Source organism: Stenotrophomonas sp. STEN063 (assembly GCF_056854515.1).
On record NZ_JBXFWF010000044.1, the window covers coordinates 24,067 to 40,667 of the forward strand.

18 protein-coding genes are annotated in these 16,601 nt (G+C 65.3%); 9 read left to right on the forward strand and 9 right to left on the reverse strand.

Going from position 1 to position 16,601, the window contains the following annotated elements:
- Nucleotides 1–33 precede the first annotated feature (33 nt).
- Nucleotides 34–462 (reverse strand): hypothetical protein, encoded by a 429-nt coding sequence (locus AC1VWL_RS12545; RefSeq protein ID WP_296248354.1) that lies wholly within the window; start codon nucleotides 460–462, stop codon nucleotides 34–36.
- Nucleotides 463–605: 143 nt separating this feature from the next.
- Between AC1VWL_RS12545 and AC1VWL_RS12550 the strand changes: the two genes are divergently transcribed.
- The 4 genes from AC1VWL_RS12550 (at nucleotide 606) to AC1VWL_RS12565 (ending at nucleotide 3,191) form a co-directional block, all read left to right on the forward strand.
- Nucleotides 606–854: a hypothetical protein gene (locus tag AC1VWL_RS12550; RefSeq protein ID WP_481530425.1), complete on the forward strand. Its 249-nt coding sequence runs from the start codon at nucleotides 606–608 to the stop codon at nucleotides 852–854.
- A gap of 119 nt (nucleotides 855–973) precedes the next feature.
- Complete coding sequence (locus AC1VWL_RS12555) at nucleotides 974–1,888, forward strand: bestrophin family protein (RefSeq protein WP_482986912.1); 915 nt, start codon at nucleotides 974–976, stop codon at nucleotides 1,886–1,888.
- A 30-nt stretch (nucleotides 1,889–1,918) separates the two neighbouring features.
- Entirely contained in the window at nucleotides 1,919–2,908 is a 990-nt protein-coding gene (gene hemB, locus AC1VWL_RS12560) for a porphobilinogen synthase (RefSeq protein WP_282269327.1), read from the forward strand.
- 1 nt (nucleotide 2,909) lies between these two features.
- Entirely contained in the window at nucleotides 2,910–3,191 is a 282-nt protein-coding gene (locus AC1VWL_RS12565) for an SHOCT domain-containing protein (RefSeq protein ID WP_482986913.1), read from the forward strand.
- Between the two features lie 182 nt (nucleotides 3,192–3,373).
- Here the strand turns inward: AC1VWL_RS12565 and AC1VWL_RS12570 are convergent, their stop codons facing one another.
- Nucleotides 3,374–4,252: a TolB-like protein gene (locus tag AC1VWL_RS12570; protein WP_482986914.1), complete on the reverse strand. Its 879-nt coding sequence runs from the start codon at nucleotides 4,250–4,252 to the stop codon at nucleotides 3,374–3,376.
- Between the two features lie 52 nt (nucleotides 4,253–4,304).
- Here AC1VWL_RS12570 and aroE point away from each other — a divergent pair, with 52 nt between their 5' ends.
- The 4 genes from aroE (at nucleotide 4,305) to AC1VWL_RS12590 (ending at nucleotide 8,204) form a co-directional block, all read left to right on the forward strand.
- Nucleotides 4,305–5,153, forward strand: a complete 849-nt coding sequence (gene aroE / locus AC1VWL_RS12575; RefSeq protein ID WP_482986915.1) for a shikimate dehydrogenase — start codon at nucleotides 4,305–4,307, stop codon at nucleotides 5,151–5,153.
- A gap of 8 nt (nucleotides 5,154–5,161) precedes the next feature.
- Complete coding sequence (locus tag AC1VWL_RS12580) at nucleotides 5,162–5,518, forward strand: hypothetical protein (protein ID WP_296247431.1); 357 nt, start codon at nucleotides 5,162–5,164, stop codon at nucleotides 5,516–5,518.
- 74 nt (nucleotides 5,519–5,592) lie between these two features.
- Complete coding sequence (gene dinG, locus AC1VWL_RS12585) at nucleotides 5,593–7,692, forward strand: ATP-dependent DNA helicase DinG (RefSeq protein WP_482986916.1); 2,100 nt, start codon at nucleotides 5,593–5,595, stop codon at nucleotides 7,690–7,692.
- Nucleotides 7,693–7,775: 83 nt separating this feature from the next.
- Nucleotides 7,776–8,204, forward strand: a complete 429-nt coding sequence (locus AC1VWL_RS12590) for a hypothetical protein (protein ID WP_482986917.1) — start codon at nucleotides 7,776–7,778, stop codon at nucleotides 8,202–8,204.
- Between the two features lie 790 nt (nucleotides 8,205–8,994).
- On the opposite strand, the gene AC1VWL_RS12595 is transcribed toward AC1VWL_RS12590, so the two are convergent.
- The 5 genes from AC1VWL_RS12595 to AC1VWL_RS12615 all read right to left on the reverse strand — a co-directional run bounded on the left by AC1VWL_RS12595 (nucleotide 8,995) and on the right by AC1VWL_RS12615 (nucleotide 13,758).
- Nucleotides 8,995–9,375, reverse strand: coding sequence for a DUF1761 domain-containing protein (locus tag AC1VWL_RS12595; protein ID WP_481513888.1), 381 nt, complete (start codon nucleotides 9,373–9,375; stop codon nucleotides 8,995–8,997).
- A 129-nt stretch (nucleotides 9,376–9,504) separates the two neighbouring features.
- Nucleotides 9,505–10,686, reverse strand: coding sequence for an NO-inducible flavohemoprotein (hmpA, locus tag AC1VWL_RS12600; RefSeq protein WP_482986918.1), 1,182 nt, complete (start codon nucleotides 10,684–10,686; stop codon nucleotides 9,505–9,507).
- A 687-nt stretch (nucleotides 10,687–11,373) separates the two neighbouring features.
- Nucleotides 11,374–11,640 (reverse strand): hypothetical protein, encoded by a 267-nt coding sequence (locus AC1VWL_RS12605; RefSeq protein ID WP_282272864.1) that lies wholly within the window; start codon nucleotides 11,638–11,640, stop codon nucleotides 11,374–11,376.
- Nucleotides 11,641–11,703: 63 nt separating this feature from the next.
- Nucleotides 11,704–12,288, reverse strand: a complete 585-nt coding sequence (locus AC1VWL_RS12610) for a YdeI/OmpD-associated family protein (protein ID WP_482986919.1) — start codon at nucleotides 12,286–12,288, stop codon at nucleotides 11,704–11,706.
- A 93-nt stretch (nucleotides 12,289–12,381) separates the two neighbouring features.
- Entirely contained in the window at nucleotides 12,382–13,758 is a 1,377-nt protein-coding gene (locus AC1VWL_RS12615) for an amino acid permease (RefSeq protein WP_282272859.1), read from the reverse strand.
- A gap of 141 nt (nucleotides 13,759–13,899) precedes the next feature.
- Here AC1VWL_RS12615 and AC1VWL_RS12620 point away from each other — a divergent pair, with 141 nt between their 5' ends.
- Entirely contained in the window at nucleotides 13,900–14,649 is a 750-nt protein-coding gene (locus tag AC1VWL_RS12620) for a hypothetical protein (RefSeq protein ID WP_482986920.1), read from the forward strand.
- Nucleotides 14,650–14,653: 4 nt separating this feature from the next.
- Here AC1VWL_RS12620 and AC1VWL_RS12625 read toward each other — a convergent pair whose 3' ends face one another.
- Both AC1VWL_RS12625 and AC1VWL_RS12630 read right to left on the reverse strand, forming a co-directional pair.
- Nucleotides 14,654–15,232, reverse strand: a complete 579-nt coding sequence (locus tag AC1VWL_RS12625) for a methyltransferase family protein (protein WP_482986921.1) — start codon at nucleotides 15,230–15,232, stop codon at nucleotides 14,654–14,656.
- Nucleotides 15,233–15,418: 186 nt separating this feature from the next.
- On the reverse strand, nucleotides 15,419–16,561 hold the full coding sequence (locus AC1VWL_RS12630; protein ID WP_482986922.1) for a nitrilase-related carbon-nitrogen hydrolase: 1,143 nt from the start codon (nucleotides 16,559–16,561) through the stop codon (nucleotides 15,419–15,421).
- Nucleotides 16,562–16,601 lie beyond the last annotated feature (40 nt).

Genomic DNA, 16,601 nt, shown 5'->3' on the forward strand with positions numbered 1-16,601 from the left:
GCGCCCTTGTTGCATCAGGACTGGCGGGAAGACTTACCTGCCTGCGCCCGGCGGTACCCAGATCGCAACGCCGGCAGCGCGCTTCTGCTGGGTGGGGATGCCGACGCTGAGGCCGCCAGCGGTGTGGCGGCCATAGCTGCCCGCGCCTACCGACATGCCGACCGGCGAACCACCGGAGCCCACGCCCATCAGGATCACGCCGTTGGCGCCGAGTGCGGCGGCCTCGCGCTTGAGCCGGGCAATGGCGGCATCGGTCTGGCCCTGGGTGCCGAAGCCGACCGCGCTGGAGGATTCGAGCTGGGCGATCTCCACCGAACCGGCCGGCGGCGTGGAATAGATCTGCACGCTGGCCGGGTCTACTGGCGCACGGGCCTGGCCCAGCATGACCTTGGAGGTACTGGCGCAGCCGCCCACGGCCAAGGCAACGCCAAGCGAAAGTGCGATAGCGAGCGGAAGTTTCATGGTTTCACTCCCCGGTGATCGGTAATTGCGGATGATCCATGGCGCCGGCTGAATCTGTCGAGAACTTCCGGCCAGGGCGAGGGTCTTTTGCTCTGCATGTGTTCCCGGCTATCTTGCAGGCTGTGCCTGGTGGAGGAAAGTACATGGGGCTGATCAGCCTGATCTGGGGCATTGTTGCCTTGCTGTGGATGATTCTGGCGTTTATTCCGCTGCTGGGCTGGGGAAACTGGTTCCTGATCCCGTTTGCCGCCGTGGGCGCGATTATCGCCGCCATCGGCTTGCTGTTCACCCATGCCAGCAAGCGCGGCCGGGCCAAGACCGGCCTGCTGCTCAATGCCATCGTCATCGTGGTCGGGGTGATCCGGCTGAGCATCGGCGGCGGCTTCATCTGAGTTCACGCCGGCTGCGGGGAAGCCCGGGGCGGCGGCTGACAGCCGGGGGGCGTAAAATGCATCGGCTGGCCGGAAGCCTTCCGGCGCCGTAGGCCTGTTGCAGGCGTTTCCGCTTCCCGATGATCATCCGCCCCCGTCCCACTGGCTGGCAGCTGCTGTACATCCTGCGCGGCTCCATCGTGCCGGCCATCGCCCCCAAGGTGCTGGCGATCGGTGTGCTGGCGGTGCTGGTGGCGGGGTTCAGCCGGATCTGGCACCCGCTGGGTGGTAGTGGCTTGTCGGTGGTGCCGTTCACCTTGCTGGGGTTGGTGCTGTCGATCTTCCTGAGCTTCCGCAACAACGCCTGCCACGACCGCTGGTGGGAAGGGCGCAAGCTGTGGGGGCAACTGGTCATCGAATCGCGCAGCTTCGCCCGTGAGGCGGCTGCGTTGCTGGCCGCCGAGCCGCAGCTGCGCGAGCGCGGCACCTGCCTGGTGATCGGTTTTGCCCATGCGCTGGCGGCACGCCTGCGCGGCCGCGACCAGGCTGCTGTCGCTGCGCCCTGGCTGCAGGCCGACCAGCACGCCGTGCTGGCACGGCAGAACATCGCCGACGGCATGCTGACCCAACTGGCCAGCGAGCTGGCCGCGCCGCTGCGCGAAGGCCGCTTGCATCCCTATCTCTACGCCCAGTTCGAGGCGCGCCTGCATGCCATGGCCAGCGTGCAGGCCGGCTGTGAGCGCATCTCCGGCACACCGCTGCCGTTCGCCTATACCTTGCTGCTGCACCGCTGTGCATGGTTGTTCTGCGTGCTGCTGCCGTTTGGCCTGGCCGGTGCATTGGGTTGGGCCACGCCGGTGGTGTCGATGTTGTTGGCCTATGCCTTCTTCGGCCTGGACCAGCTCGGCGAGGAAATGGAAGACCCGTTCGGCACCGAAGCCAATGACCTGCCGCTGGACGCGATGGTGCGTACCATCGAAATCGATCTGCTCGACGTCTTGGGCCAACGCCCGCTGCCCGAGCCACTGCAGCCGCAGGGCTACCGGCTGCAGTAATTCCCGTTTTCAGTATCAAGGAGTACCGCGATGATGCACCCCCAGTACCGCCCGCGGCGCATGCGCCACGATGAGTTCTCGCGCCGTCTGATGCGCGAGAACACGCTGACCAGCAACGACCTGATCTGGCCGGTGTTCGTGCATGAGCTCGACGGCCGCGCGGCGGTGGCATCGATGCCGGGCGTGGACCGCATGTCCATCGACGAGCTGCTGCGCGAAGCCGAGCAGGCGCTGGAGTTGGGCGTGCCGGTGATCGACCTGTTCCCGGTGATCGACCCGTCGCGCAAGTCGCTGGACGCGGCCGAAGCCTGGAACCCGGACGGCCTGGCACAGCGTGCGGTACGCGCGCTGAAGCAGCGTTTCCCCGAATTGGGCGTGATGACCGATGTGGCGCTGGACCCGTACACCACGCACGGCCAGGACGGCATCATCGACGACAGCGGCTACGTGCTCAACGACATCACCGTCGAGGCGCTGGTCAAGCAGTCGCTGTCGCATGCCGAAGCCGGCGTGGACATCATTTCGCCCTCGGACATGATGGACGGCCGCATCGGTGCCATCCGCACCGCGCTGGACGATGCCCGACATATCAACGCACGCATCATGGCCTATTCGGCCAAGTACGCCTCGGCCTTCTACGGTCCGTTCCGCGACGCGGTGGGCAGCTCCGGCAGCCTCGGCAAGGCCGACAAGAAGACCTACCAGATGGACCCGGCCAACAGCGACGAGGCCATGCGCGAGATCGCGCTGGACCTGGACGAAGGCGCGGACATGGTGATGGTCAAGCCGGGCATGCCGTACCTGGACATCGTGCGCCGGGTGAAGACCGAGTTCGGCGTGCCGACCTTCGCGTATCACGTCAGTGGCGAGTACGCGATGTTGAAGGCGGCCGCAGCCAATGGCTGGCTTGATGAGCGCAAGTGCGTGATGGAGACGATGATCGGCTTCAAGCGGGCGGGCGCTGATGGTGTGTTGACCTATTACGCGCCGCAGATCGCGCGCTGGCTGAAGGAGGCTTGAGATGAATGTTCCCGGTCTTGAAGGTTACAACTGGGCGGTATGGCTGATCGGCGTGCTGCTGTTCGCGGTGGCGATCGGTGTGTTCATCGCCGCCATCGTGCGCGCCGGCAAGCGTCCCCTACAGCTGCACTCGGCAGCCGAGCGGCTGCAGCGTGAGGCGGCGCAGGGTGGCGACGTCGATGCCAGGCTGCGCGCGCTGGAGCTGCGCAGGCAGGGTGGGCAGATTGGTGAGGCGGAGTACGAAGCGATGCGTGCTGCGGTGTTGGCTGGCACTAAAAGCTGAAGGCGGTAGAGCAGAAGCACCCCTCCCCAACCCTCCCCTTCGCTGCGCGAAAGGGAGGGGGCGGATTGCTTGGCTCCCTCCCTTTGGCCGTAAGGCCAAGGGGAGGGCTGGGGAGGGGTTGCTTCTGCTCCCTCCCTTTCGCGCAGCGAAGGGGAGGGCTGGGGAGGGGTGAAGCTCTTGCCTCACCGGCAAGAATCATCCCCATCAACCAATGGCGCCTTCATCCGGTAAAGATCCATGCCGCCGGCCCGTGGTGAGCGCGCCTTGCCGCTGACCACCAGCTCTCCGGGCTTGTTGGCATCAATCACCGCGCCACGCGTATCGCCATCAGCGCTGTTGAACGACAAGCCCAGCGGCGTCGCCTCACCCCATTGCCCCTGCCGGCACTGCGACAGCCACAGCTGGGCACCGCCCGCCGCATTGGCGCGGGCAAACACCACCGCGCGGCCGCCACCCAGCCAGCTCGCATCCAGTTCGTCGGCCGCGGTATTGATGCCGAGCAAGGCGGACGGTGCGGCAAAACCATCGCCTGCAGCCGGCGCACGCCACAGATCCCAACCGCCGCTGCCACCGGAACGATTGCTGGAGAACAACAGCCGGCCGTCGTCGGCCAGTGCGGGTGAACGTTCGTCCTGCCTGCCGTTCACCGCCGCACCCAGGTTCTGCGGCTGGCCGAGGCTGCCATCGGCGGCGACGGCCGCCCGGTACAGGTCGAAGCCGCCGTGGCCGCCTTTCCGGTTGGAGGCGAAGTACAGCCAGCGGCCATCGCCGCTGAGGAAGGGATCGACCTCATCAGCGGCACTGTTCAAGGCCAGTGGCTGCGGCTCCATCCAGCGCTTGTCCTGCAGCGTCGCCTGCCACAGGTCCCAGCCGCCGGCACCGCCCTCGCGGTTGCTGGCCCAGATGATGCGTTGCCCGTCCGCCGACAACGTGGCGCGGATTTCATCTGCACGGGTGGACACTACCCCCATGCCTTCGATGCCGAACTCGGAAAGCGCCGAGGCCATGGGGCTAAAGGGTAAACTCAGGGTCAGCGCGAGCAGCAAATGACGGGTCCGCATACGGGTCCAGCAAGCAAAGTCGCGTCCAGTCTAGGTCATGCAGAGGATCACAATGAGCGCTCCACGCTACGCAGTTTTCGGCCAGCCCATCGCCCATTCGCAGTCGCCGCGCATCCAGTCCGCGTTCGGCAAGGCACATGGCATCGCCGTGGATTACCGCGCCATCGAGGCCTCGCCCGAAGATTTCGTGGCGGCGCTGGAAGCCTTTGCCGCTGACGGCGGCGTCGGCGCCAACGTAACCCTGCCACACAAGGAAGCCGCGTTCGCGCTATGTACCACCACTACTTCGCGCGCGCATCGCGCCGGTGCGGTCAACACGCTGCTGCGCAAGGGTGATCGCTGGCATGGCGACAATACCGACGGCATCGGCCTGGTGCGTGACCTCACTGGTCGCCACGGCCTGGACCTGCGCGGCCGTCGGGTGCTGCTGCTCGGTGCCGGTGGCGCCGCACGCGGTGTGGCACCGGCGCTGCTGGATGCCGGCATTCTCGAACTGATCGTGGTCAACCGTTCGCCCGAACGCGCCGACGCGCTGGTCGATGCGATGAGCGAACCCGGCCGCGCCATCTCCGCGTATTGGGATGACCTGCGCGAGCAGGGCGATTTCGAGCTGATCATCAATGCCACCTCGGCCGCACGCGGCGAGGGCAGCGGTTTCAACCTGCCGCTGTCGCTGGTCAACAGCATGACCACGGCGGTGGACCTGAATTACGGCGAGGCTTCGATTCCGTTCCTGGCCTGGGCGCGGGCGGCGAACTGCCGCAACAGCTTCGACGGCCTGGGCATGCTGGTCGAACAGGCCGCAGAGAGCTTCCAGCAATGGCATGGCATGCGCCCGGAGACCGATGCGATCTACGCCGAGCTGCGTGCCGGTGACGCGCTGTTGGTCACCGCGGACTGAGGCCGGACATGGAACCCACTGAATTGCTGACCACCCTGCTGGTTTCCATCGGTTACCGCTTGCCGATCATGATCGCGCTTGGCGTTGCCGTGGTGATGCTGCTCGATACCCCGCGCGGCAAGGTGCGCAGCGTGGCATTGGGCGCACTTTCGTTGCTGCTGGCCGTCACCTTGATAGGCGGTGGGCTGACGGCAATACCGCTGGTGCTCATCGCCACTGGCAATTATTCCGGCATGGGCGCGATGAATACGCTGCTCAGCATCGGCCATGTTGGATTGGCGCTGCTGGAAGCGGTCGGTTACATCATGCTGGCCTGGGCGCTGGTGCAGGCCCTGCGGCGGCCACAGGCTCCCGGTAAACCCTGAGCCGGCAACGCATTCGGTGAATGCGGGCGGGTATGGGAAAATACCCGCCTTGATTGAGCTGCTGGCAGGTTGGCGTGACGGAAAAAGTAGAAGCACCACGGGCGCTGACCGAGGACATCAAAACCGGCATCCGTGACGCTTACAGCAAGCTGCAGGCGAATACGCCGGGCTTCAGCACGCGCCGCTCGCAGAGCCAGATGATAGGCGTGGTGTCGCGCGCGCTGGGCACTGGTGGCGTCGGCGTGGTGGAAGCACCTACCGGCGTCGGCAAGAGCCTGGGCTACCTCACCGCCGGCGTACCCATCGCGCTGGCCAGCAAGAAGAAGCTGGTGATCAGTACCGGCACCGTGGCCTTGCAGTCGCAGCTGGTCGAGCGCGACATCCCCAACTTCCTCAAGTCCACCGGCCTGCAGGCCACCGTTGCGCTGGCCAAGGGCCGCACCCGCTACCTGTGCACCCGCAATGCGGCCGAAGCGCAGGGCGAGGGCGTGCAGGAAGGCATGTTCGGCGACGACGTGCAGCTCTACGACCGGCCGTTGGCGCCGATTGAAATGGACGTTGCCGAAAAGCTGACCAAGGCCTTCATCGACGGCCGCTGGAACGGCGACCTGGACAACGCGCCGGAGAACGTCACGCCCACGCTGCGCATACGCATCACCACGCCGGCCTCGGCCTGCGCCGGGCGCCGTTGCGCGTATTCGGCGCAATGCCCGGTGCTTCGCGCACGTACTGAAGTACGCGACGCGCAGATCATCGTCACCAACCACGCGCTGCTGTTGTCGGCGCTGTCGCTGGGCGACAGTGACAGCGGCCAGCCCCTGATCGCGCCGCCCGGCGACATGCTGCTGGTGCTGGACGAAGGCCACCACATCGGCAACGTCGCCATCGACCAGGGCGCGGCCAATCTGCCGCTGGACGACATGGCCAAGCGTACCGGCCGCCTGCAGATCCTGATTGCCGGTGCCTACCGTGCGGTGGACAAGGACAAGATCGGCAACCTGCTGCCGAACGAGGCCATCGATGTGGCATCGCGGGTGAGCAAGCTGCTCAAGGCATTCCGCGACGAGATCGGCAATGTCTGGATTCCGCAGCCCGATGACCGCGAGCCGATGTGGCGCGCTGCCAATGGCCGCCTGCCCGAATCCTGGCGCCAGCCGATCGAAGTGCTGGCCGATGAAACCCGCACGCTGCTCAACTGGGCAACGGCGGCGGCCTCGGCGGTGGCCAAGGGCAAGCAGGATGATCCCGCGGTCGAACGCCTGCAGCGCAACCTGGGCATGGCCCAGGAAATGGTCGAGCAGCAGTACAACCTGTGGGCTGGCTGGCGCCGCGAGGACAAGGAAGGCCAGCCGCCGATCGCGCGCTGGGTGACGATGTCACGCGATGGCGATTACATCCTGCACTGCTCGCCGGTATCGGCGGCGATGGTGCTGCGCAAGCTGCTGTGGGATGAAGTGGACTCGGTGGTGATGACTTCGGCGACGCTGACCGGTGGCGGTGATTTCCAGTCGCTGGCGATCGACAACGGCATCCCCGAGGAAGCGGAGATGGTGTCGCTGGCGTCACCGTTCGACCTGCCGAACCAGGCTGAACTGATCGTGCCGCAGTTCCCGGTGACGCCGGATGACCGCGAGCGCCATCCCAAGGAAGTGGCCAAGTACCTGGTCAACGAGCTGGATTGGGACAAGGGCAGCATGGTCCTGTTCACCTCGCGCTGGAAGATGGAAAAGGTGGCCGAGCTGATGCCGGCGACGCTGCGCAAGAAGGTGCTGGTGCAGGGCGATGGCGCCAAGCAGAAGATGATCGACGAGCACATCAAGCGCACCTCGGCGGGTGAAGGCTCGGTGTTGTTCGGCTTGAATTCGTTCGGTGAAGGCCTGGACCTGCCGGGCGAGGCCTGCACCACGGTGGTGATCACCCAGGTGCCGTTCGCGGTGCCGACCGACCCGCAGACCTCGACGCTGAGCGAATGGTTCGAGAGCCGTGGTTTGAACTCGTTCAACCTGATCGCGATCCCGCATGCGCTGCGCACCTTGACCCAGTTTTCCGGGCGCCTGATTCGCACCTCGACCGATACCGGGCGGGTGATCATCCTGGATTCGCGCCTGCTGACGCGCAGGTATGGCAAGCGCATCATTGATTCCCTGCCACCGTTCAAACGGGTTATCGGTTGAGGTTGGGGAGAGGGGGAGCCGTTCGCTGGAACATCCCTCCTCCAACCCGTAAAGTGCGCCACCTTCCATCACTCCAGACAACCATGGCCACCCCTCCCGCAAGCTTCCCCTGGGCACCGCAACTGCAGCGACTGCAGCAGCGCGATGGCGCACTGGCGTTGTTGGGTACGCAGGCAATGTTCGCTGCCGAAGGCAAAGCGCTGACTGCGGCGGGATTGGCGCTGGAGCAGCTGTTGCTGGCGGGTGAAGGCCAGCTCAAGGCAGACAACGACGTGAGTCTGGTCGCCGATGAGCTGCGTCGCTACCAGAAGTTTGCGCCGCCGGGCCGTCCGTCGGTGCAGATCGTGCAGCTGCGCCGGCAGCAGTCGACGGTGCAGCAGGCGCAGCGGATCGCGCGGCAGACGTTCATTCGAAACGCCGATGCTTTTGCGCGTGCAAATGCTTTGGACGTGCCGCAAAAGCTGGGTGTAGTTGAAACGGTGATGCGCTGGCTACGTGCAAACCTGGCGTAACGCTGCTTCGCTCCCTCCCTTGCGCAAAGCGCAGGGGAGGGTTGGGGAGGGGTAGCCTTTGCAGTTGCAGTTGCAGTTGCAGTTGCCCTTGCCTTTGCTTTAGCTCCGGACCTTGATCTACCGGGCCCCTTCCACAGCGACGGAGCCAGTGGGAAGAACCCGAAGGGCGACGTGCATGGATGCACGTCGTTTTTCGTCACGACAGGGATGTCGTGTCGAAAAATCCCGCTGGCGGAGTGGACCCGCGTCGCGCAGCGGCGTGGGCGCGGAGGCAGGGTGTGCTTTCTTTGGGCCACGTTTCTTTGCACAAGCAAAGAAAGGTGCGCTCGCGCGCCGTAGGCGGGCGAAAGCTCTGCACTTGTATTTGCTTTGGTTTTGCAGGCAGTGACAGCAACAACGGAAGCCAAGGCTTTCTCTCCCCTTCGGGGAGCGAGTTACTTTTCTTTGCTTGTGCAAAGAAAAGCTAACCAAAAGAAAGCACACCCTGCCTACGCGCCTTCCGCGCGACGCGCTCCAGGTCCACTCCGCTGCCGGGATTTTTCGACGATACATCCATGTATCGTCGAAAAACGACGTGCGTCCTGCACGTCGCCCCATGCGGGGTCTTGTCCGTCAGCTCCGTCGCTGCGGAAGGGGACCCGGTAGAGCAAAGTCAAAATCCACTGCAACTGCAACTGCAACTGCAACTGCAACTGCAAAGGCTACCCCTCCCCAGCCCTCCCCTTGCCTGCGGCAAAGGGAGGGGGCTAGAGCAAGAGCAACAGCAACAGCAACAGCAGTTAGTGCTGGCTTAGTGCCACAGGCCGAGGATCAGGCCGAACAGCACGAACTGTGCGGTGTGGTAGCCGCCGTCGATTGCCCACAGCTTTCCACTGCGCTGGGCGAACTGGTAGTTGATGCCGAAGCTCGCCGCGACCATGCCGAAGCCGGCGACCAGACCGCACAACAAGGCCTTGCGCAGCTCTGGCTGCGGGCCGACAAACCATGCGAAGGCAAACGCCGCTACCAGCGAGAACACGAAGGCCACGCCAAACACCTTGCCCGGATGGCCTTGTGGCACTTCGCCGCCGTTCTCGCGGTTCCAGGCGCGGCCGAACAGAACCGGTGAGTACCACAGCCCACCCAACAGGAAACTCGATACAGCAGCCAACACCACGGCATAGACGTTCATGCACTTCCCCTTGGCAGTGAGCGATGGCGCATCCTAGCGCTGCCGCGGGCGCTTGCGAAGCTGCACAAAAAAGAAGACCGGCGGGTTTCCCCGCCGGCCTCCTACCTCGCACACTTGCTATGACGCGACTCAGGCTTCCAATGCCGCGGCCGGGCCAAAGAACTCGTAACGGCTCTGCGCTTCCGGCACGCCGACATCACGCAGCAGCTTCTTCACCTGCGCCATGAACGGCTTCGGGCCGAGGAAGTAGGCGTCGACGTCGCGCTCGGCGGGCAACCACTGCTCCAGCAGCTCGCGGCTGAGGAAGCCTTCGGCGTCGGCGGCATCGCCCGGCAGCGCCTCGCTGTAGCAGGTGTAGCTGTGCAGTTGGGGGTGCTGCTTCTGCTTGTCAGCGATGAACTCACGGAACGCATGTACGTCGCCGTTGCGTGCGCAATGGATGAAATGCACCTGACGGCCGCTGGCCAGCGCCTGCTCCAGCATCGGCAGGGTCGGGGTGATGCCGACGCCACCGCTGATGAAGGCGACCGGGCGCTCGCTGGCCACCAGGGTGAAATCACCGGCCGGGGCGAACAGCTCCAGCGTGTCGCCTACCTGCACCTTGTCGTGCAGATGGTTGGATACCTTGCCGTTGCCTTCGCGCTTGACGCTGATGCGGTAACCGACGCCATTGGCTGCGCGCGACAGGGAATAGTTGCGACGGGTTTCCTCGCCGTCGAGCTCCAGCTTCATGCCGATGTACTGGCCCGGCTTGAAGTCCACCACTGCGCCGCCATCGACCGGCACCAGATGGATGGAGGTGATCTCCGCACTTTCGGGCACCTTCTCGGCAACGCGGAACGTGCGCGCGCCGCGCCAGCCGCCCGGGGCCTTTTCATTGGCAGCGTAGACTTCTTCCTCGGCGCCGATCAGCAGGTCGGCCAGCATCTGGTAGGCCGCGCCCCAGGCGTCGATGATCTCGTCGGTGGCAATGTCCGGGCCCAGCACTTCGCGGATCGAGGCCAGCAGGTGGTGGCCGACGATCGGGTAATGCTCCGGCAGGATCTGCAGGGCAACGTGCTTGTTGACGATCTGACCCACCAGCGGACCCAGCGCTTCCAGGCGGTCGATGTGCTTGGCATACATCAGTACCGAGTTGGCCAGCGCCCGCGGTTGGTCGCCACTGCTCTGGTGCGAGGGGTTGAACAGCGGGCGCGCGACGTCGCTTTGGCTCAGCATCCGGTTGTAGAAATGCTTGGTCAGCGCTTCGCCGCCGGTCTCCAGCAGGGGGACGGTGGCTTTGATCAGGTCGCGTTGGGTGGGGCTGAGCATGGTGCGAACTATCCGGCTTCGGGGGTAGTTCCATGTTCCGCGCAGCGGGCCTGCTTTCTCGATGACTAATATCAAGAACCCGCACGATTGTGGTGCAGGGCCATGCACGGCGAGGGGCTTCACCGGTGCAACGAAATGTAGTGCCGAGCCATGCTCGGCAAAGGGGCGTTCCCGGCGGGTGTTGGGGGCGGCGTAAGCCGCGAAGCCACAGCTGCATCAGGCGGCGAAAAACCAACCCCTCCCCAACCCTCCCCTTGGCTTTGCCAAAGGGAGGGAGCAACAGCGTAGTGCCGAGCCATGCTCGGCAAAGGGGCGTTCCCGGCGGGTGTGGGAGCGGCGTGAGCCGCGAAGCCAAAGCTGCATCAGGCAGCGAAAAGTCACCCCTCCCCAACCCTCCGCTTGGCTTTGCCAAAGGGAGGGAGCAACAGCGTAGTGCCGAGCCATGCTCGGCAAGGGGCCTTCCCCGCGGATGTAGGGGTGGTGTAAGCCGCGAAGCCACAGCTGCATCAGGCAGCGAAAAGCCACCCCTCCCCAACCCTCCCCTTGGCTTCGCCAAAGGGAGGGAGCAACAGCGTAGTGCCGAGCCATGCTCGGCAAGGGGCCTTCCGGTAATGCTCCTGCCGAGCATGGCTCGGCACTACAGGGTAAAGCCCCAGCCGAGCATGGCTCGGCGTTACCTCGGCCTGCTCAGTCCGCTTCGGGGCGATTCAGGGCCGCGGTCAATGCAGCGGCGTCTTCGCGGCTGAGGAACAGGTACTCCAGCTCGGCGCTGCCGAACTTGTCCTCCAGTTCCTGCTTGCGCACCGGGTGGTTGCCAAAACGGTAATGGGTGCTGCCGTCATCGATGTTCTCAATGGCGTATACGCCGAACGACGGCGGGTTTGTCAGGGTGCCTTCCAGCCTGACGGACTCAGGGTCGATGGAGCGCTGGATGAGGTCTTCTAGGTCGATCATGGCGTAGCAACAGGACTGATGGGGGGATGTTTGCGGCAAGTGGAATCGCTGGGGCGGTCCACGTCAATGCTTCTCATGTTTCCAGCCGCGGTGCTTGCCATCGGATAACCACTCGATGGCCTGGGCGATCCGCTGCTGGCGGGTACTGTCGCGTTTGGCTTCACCTATCCATTCCAGATAGTCGCGTTGGTAGCCGGGGCTGAAACCGTCAAAGTGTGCCTTGGCGACGGCTGCACCAGCCAGCGCCTTGGCAAAGGCCGCGGGCATCGGCAAGGGCGCGCGCGGGGCCGCTTTGGGGCGGGTTACGCCTGCATCGATACGTTGCATGGCGGCCCGTAGCTGGGTTGTGAATTCGCGTTTGCCGGGCAGGTCGCCAAGCGCCTGCAGGCGACCGTACTGGCCCATGGCCGAGTCATCGCCGCTGCCGGCCTCGCGTTGCCAGAAGCCCAGCGTGGCATGCGCCTTGAACGCGGCCATGCCACACAGCAGCTTGCCGTTGTACAGGAACGCCGGCATGCCCCACTTGATGGCTTCCTCAGCCGTGGCGCAGCCGCTGTGCACACGCCGGCGGATCTCGTGCAGGATCGGCTGCGCGAAAGCGGCGGCATTGGCGATGTAGGCGTCTACGCGGGGGTCTGGGGTTGGCATGGCTGGCCTCGGATGGGCGCAGCCTGCCGTTAGTTTCGCGTTAAAACAAGCCCGCCATGGTCGTAGGCGGGCGAACAGCCTGTTCTGGCATGGTCAGCCGCGCTGCGACTTCCTTGCCAGGCCGCTGCACAGCGCGATGAAAGCGGTGAAGGCGGCCATCGACAGGAACTGCAGGCGGGTTTCCGGGGTGGCCAGCAACAGCGCGAAAATCAGCGCCAGGATCGCCAGTGCCAGCACCGTCAGGTAGGGGAAACCGGCCATGCGGAACGGCAGCGGCGTACCCAGACGGTCGGCCCGACGGCGCAGGATCAGTTGCGATACCAGGGTGATGGTCCACACCAGCAGGCAGGTGGAGCCGACCACGTTGAGCAGCACCGGCAACACCTTGTTCGGGTAGATCAGCTCCAGCACGGTGGCGACGAAGCCGAACAGCACGCTGGCCAGGACGGCCACTACCGGTACCTGGCGGGTGTTGGTCAGGCCCAGCCAGCGCGGCGCTTCGGCCCGTTCGGCCAGCGAATAGATCATCCGCGAGGCGCCGTACAGGTTGGCGTTCAGCGCCGACAGCAGGGCGATCACCGCGATCAGGGTGATCGCCGTGGCGGCCCCGGGGATGTTGGCGACCTGCAGCACCGCAGCGAATGGCGATTTCAGGGTCTCGCTGTTCCACGGCACTACCGCGATGATCACGCCGATCGAACCGATGTAGAACACCAGGATGCGCCAGGCCACGGTACGGATGGCGCGGGCCAGGCTGCGCTCGGGGTCCTGGGTTTCAGCCGCGGCCACCGCCACGATCTCGGTGCCGCCGAAGGCGAAGATCACCACCAGCAGGGCCGCGCCGATGCCGGCCAGGCCCTTGGGCATGAAGCCGCCATGGCCGGTGATGTTGGCCAGGCCGGGTGAGGGCACGTTAGGCAGCAGGCCCAGCAGCAGGGCAATGCCGACCAGGATGAAGGCGATGATGGCGCCGACCTTGAGGATGGCGAACCAGAACTCGAATTCGCCGAAATTGCGCACGCCCAGCAGGTTGATGGCAGTGAATACCAGCATGAAAGCCAACGAGGTCATCGGTACCGACAACTGTGGCCAGACCGTATTGAGCAGGCCGGCCGCGCCGACCGATTCGGCCGCGATCACCACCACCAGCTGCGCCCACCACAGCCAGCCCACGGTGGCACCGGCGGTGGCACCCAGGGCATCGGCCGCGTACACCGAGAACGCGCCGCTGGCCGGCCGCGCGGCCGCCATCTCGCCCATGGCGTGCATCATGATGATGACCAGGGTGCCGGCCACCAGGTAGGAGATCAGCACTGCCGGCCCGGCGGCCTGGATGCCCACGCCCGAGCCCAGGAACAGGCCGGCGCCGATGGCGCTGCCCAGCCCCATCATGATCAGCTGGCGCGGCTTGAGCGCGCGTTCCAGCTTGTGTGAGGGGGCGCTGGCCGGGGCGGAAGAAGTGCTGGGCATCGGCGGGTTCTAGGACAAGAAGAGGGCGACACGATACCGCGTCCGCCCGCCGCAGTGGCTGTGCCGTTGGTGGGGATTGGCATGCTGCCGGTACGATGCAGGTCCCGGCGCGCATGTGCGCCTGCAGCAACGGGTGCGCGGATGCGTGGTCTGGATTTCAGTTCCTGGCAGGGCCTGCTGTCGACGTTGGTGGGCCTGGCGATCATCACCCTGATCGGCGTGGGCATCCGCCTTCTGGTGATGCAGGCGGTGCAGCAGAAGCGGGAGGCGGCCAACCGGCAGATCAACGAGCGGCTGAAGACCCTGATTGCTGCCTACAAGACTTTGGGTGGTTCCTTTACAGGCGATCTCAGCGTCGACCCCAGCCATTTGCGCGATCTGCGCCGACGTGCGGCCGAACTGGCGCAGGGACAGACCGCTACCACCGCCGACGGTGCCCTGCTGTTGCCAAGCCCGGATCCAGGCGAGGCGGGTGAGCGGGCGCGGCGCATCCGTGATGCGGTGGAGGCGGCGCTGTCGGACGTAATCCTGCTGGGCACCGAGGAGCAGGTGCGGCTGGCCGCGCGCGCTGCCACCGATATGGTCGAGGGCCGGCCGATCCATACCGCCGAGCTGGTGGTGTCACTGCGCGACTTCGTCCGCAGCGTGCTGGACCTGGAAGTGATACCCGCTGCGGTCGCCATTCCCCGCCAAGGGCCGTTGCGTCCGGCGGGCAGCGGTGGCGGCAACAAGGGTGCGGGCAAAGGCGCCGACAAGGACGCCGCGGGTGGTGGCAAAGGCGGTGTCGGTGGTGGCGGCATGGGCGGGATGGGCGCCGGCATGGGCATGGGCGCCGGGTTGGGTTACGGCGCAGGGCGCGGCGGTGAGGATGATTCCGAGCGCGGTGTTTGAGGCGCTATAGCAGGCCGGGGATCAAGCGCTTGGTGTGTGCCGCATAGGCACTGTAGGCGGGCCCGAAGTGGGCCATCAGGAAACGTTCTTCCTGGCGCAGCTTGACCCAGAACGAGGCGAACACGATTGCCACGGCGATCACCCCGCGCCAATCGCCAACCATCAAGGCGGTGCCGCTGAACATCAGCAGGAAGCCGCTGTAGATGGGGTTGCGCACATGCGCATACGGGCCGTTGCTGATCAGCTCGTGTGCCTGCTTGATCTGCACGTTGCCGCTCCAGTTGCGGCCCAGCTGCCAGCGCGACCACAACGCGAGCGCGGCACCGGCCGCACACAGCAGCAGACCCAACGTGTAGATCGCCACTGAATGCGGAACGAACTGCTCGCGCAGCCAGCTGTGGCCGAACCAATGGCCCGGGCCCAGCAGCAGTACCGCGATGATCAACGGCAGCCAGTACGCCAGGAACTGCCTGGCACGTGACTCGCTGCGGGTCACCGGCTTGGCGCGCAGTGCGGTGATGGCCCAATAGCCAAGCACCACGGCCCAGCACAGCAGCAGGCCGAGATGGAAGACGGTTGGCATTGGCGACTCCGTTGTCGCAGAACGGGCGCTCAGTTTGCCCCGAGCAGCGTCACCTGCCTGTGAGTTGGATTTGCTGTGGGCAGTACCGCGCGCTGCGGCTTTGAAGCCGTCCTGACTCGATCGGATGGAATCAGATATGACGCACAACAAAACAACGGCGCCTTGCGGCGCCGTTGTCGGTTCAACTTACTTCCAGCGCGACTTGCCGCGGATGTAGCGCGCCGCATCTTCCAGCGAAGTGGGCAGGTACTCCGACCACAGGTTCGGCGGATAGGCGTTCTGGTAGCTGTTGTAGACGTCGCGGAACAGATCCATGTGCACGACAGGTTGGCGCTTGCGCGCGCGCAGCTCGGCGATTGGCACGCGGCCCAGCACCAGGGTCTCCTCCTTGCTTTGTGCCTCGGCGACGATCTTGCCGCTGGGGTCGTACAGGGCGGTGCCGCCTGAACCCGGATCGTCGAAGTAGGGACCGTTGTCCGGCGAGATCGAGTTGTTGACGATGGACGAATAGACGCCGTTGTACATCGCGCAGGCAGCGATATCCATGTCCGAGAAGCCGCCCGAAGCAGTACGCAGGAACACCTCGGCGCCCTTGAACGCCATCGCCCGGAACAGCTCCGGCTCACGCTGGGTGGAGCTGGTGCAGATATTGCCCAGCGGCGTGCGAGTGACCGGCACCACCGCATCGCGGCCGTACATTTCCACGTAGCGATCGAGCACGTCATAGGTGGTAGTGGTGAACAGCTCGAAGTCCGGGAACGCGCCCTTGAGGTTGCGTGCCTTCCAGTGCTTGTCCACGATCTCGCCCTTGTCGTTCATGATCGTGGTGATCGACAAGACGTGGCCCGGCCAGTCCGGATCGGTGGCGTAGGCACCGAATACGATCCAGGTGCCGTACTGGCGTGCCTTGGCGGCGATGGCTTCGGTTTCTTCGCCGGGAATGGTGATGGCGAACTTGAGGATTTCATCGCGGGTCCACTTGCGCCAGCCGCTGAGCGGGAACTCGTGGAACTGCAGCAGGTCGGGCTTGGCGTGGTAGTGCGCCTTGTCGATGAGCTCGAGCATATGCGCCAGATTGCGTTTGCTGCCGGCCTTCCACTCCCTGGCATCGAAGCTGTGCACGCGTGACTGCACCAGGCCCAGGGTCCAGGCCGGCTTGGCCAGCTCAACCGTGGCGTAGGTGCCGTCGGTACGCTCGTTGAGCGCATCCGGGCCCTTGCCCATGGCTGCCTGTGCGGGCGCCGAGCTGCCAAGCAGGGCGGGGCCGACGGCGCCGAGCGCGGCCAGGCCGGCGGCGCTGCCGAGGAAGTGTCTGCGGGTGTTGCTCATTGCTTGCCTCTAGGGATGTGCGGCGTGGATCATCTTGGTT

Coding starts and splice junctions, on each gene's coding strand:
- AC1VWL_RS12545 (WP_296248354.1), bottom strand. CDS start 462: ATGAAACTTCCGCTCGCTATCGCACTTTCGCTTGGCGTTGCCTTGGCC.
- AC1VWL_RS12550 (WP_481530425.1), top strand. CDS start 606: ATGGGGCTGATCAGCCTGATCTGGGGCATTGTTGCCTTGCTGTGGATG.
- AC1VWL_RS12555 (WP_482986912.1), top strand. CDS start 974: ATGATCATCCGCCCCCGTCCCACTGGCTGGCAGCTGCTGTACATCCTG.
- hemB (WP_282269327.1), top strand. CDS start 1,919: ATGATGCACCCCCAGTACCGCCCGCGGCGCATGCGCCACGATGAGTTC.
- AC1VWL_RS12565 (WP_482986913.1), top strand. CDS start 2,910: ATGAATGTTCCCGGTCTTGAAGGTTACAACTGGGCGGTATGGCTGATC.
- AC1VWL_RS12570 (WP_482986914.1), bottom strand. CDS start 4,252: ATGCGGACCCGTCATTTGCTGCTCGCGCTGACCCTGAGTTTACCCTTT.
- aroE (WP_482986915.1), top strand. CDS start 4,305: ATGAGCGCTCCACGCTACGCAGTTTTCGGCCAGCCCATCGCCCATTCG.
- AC1VWL_RS12580 (WP_296247431.1), top strand. CDS start 5,162: ATGGAACCCACTGAATTGCTGACCACCCTGCTGGTTTCCATCGGTTAC.
- AC1VWL_RS12590 (WP_482986917.1), top strand. CDS start 7,776: ATGGCCACCCCTCCCGCAAGCTTCCCCTGGGCACCGCAACTGCAGCGA.
- AC1VWL_RS12595 (WP_481513888.1), bottom strand. CDS start 9,375: ATGAACGTCTATGCCGTGGTGTTGGCTGCTGTATCGAGTTTCCTGTTG.
- hmpA (WP_482986918.1), bottom strand. CDS start 10,686: ATGCTCAGCCCCACCCAACGCGACCTGATCAAAGCCACCGTCCCCCTG.
- AC1VWL_RS12605 (WP_282272864.1), bottom strand. CDS start 11,640: ATGATCGACCTAGAAGACCTCATCCAGCGCTCCATCGACCCTGAGTCC.
- AC1VWL_RS12610 (WP_482986919.1), bottom strand. CDS start 12,288: ATGCCAACCCCAGACCCCCGCGTAGACGCCTACATCGCCAATGCCGCC.
- AC1VWL_RS12615 (WP_282272859.1), bottom strand. CDS start 13,758: ATGCCCAGCACTTCTTCCGCCCCGGCCAGCGCCCCCTCACACAAGCTG.
- AC1VWL_RS12620 (WP_482986920.1), top strand. CDS start 13,900: ATGCGTGGTCTGGATTTCAGTTCCTGGCAGGGCCTGCTGTCGACGTTG.
- AC1VWL_RS12625 (WP_482986921.1), bottom strand. CDS start 15,232: ATGCCAACCGTCTTCCATCTCGGCCTGCTGCTGTGCTGGGCCGTGGTG.
- AC1VWL_RS12630 (WP_482986922.1), bottom strand. CDS start 16,561: ATGAGCAACACCCGCAGACACTTCCTCGGCAGCGCCGCCGGCCTGGCC.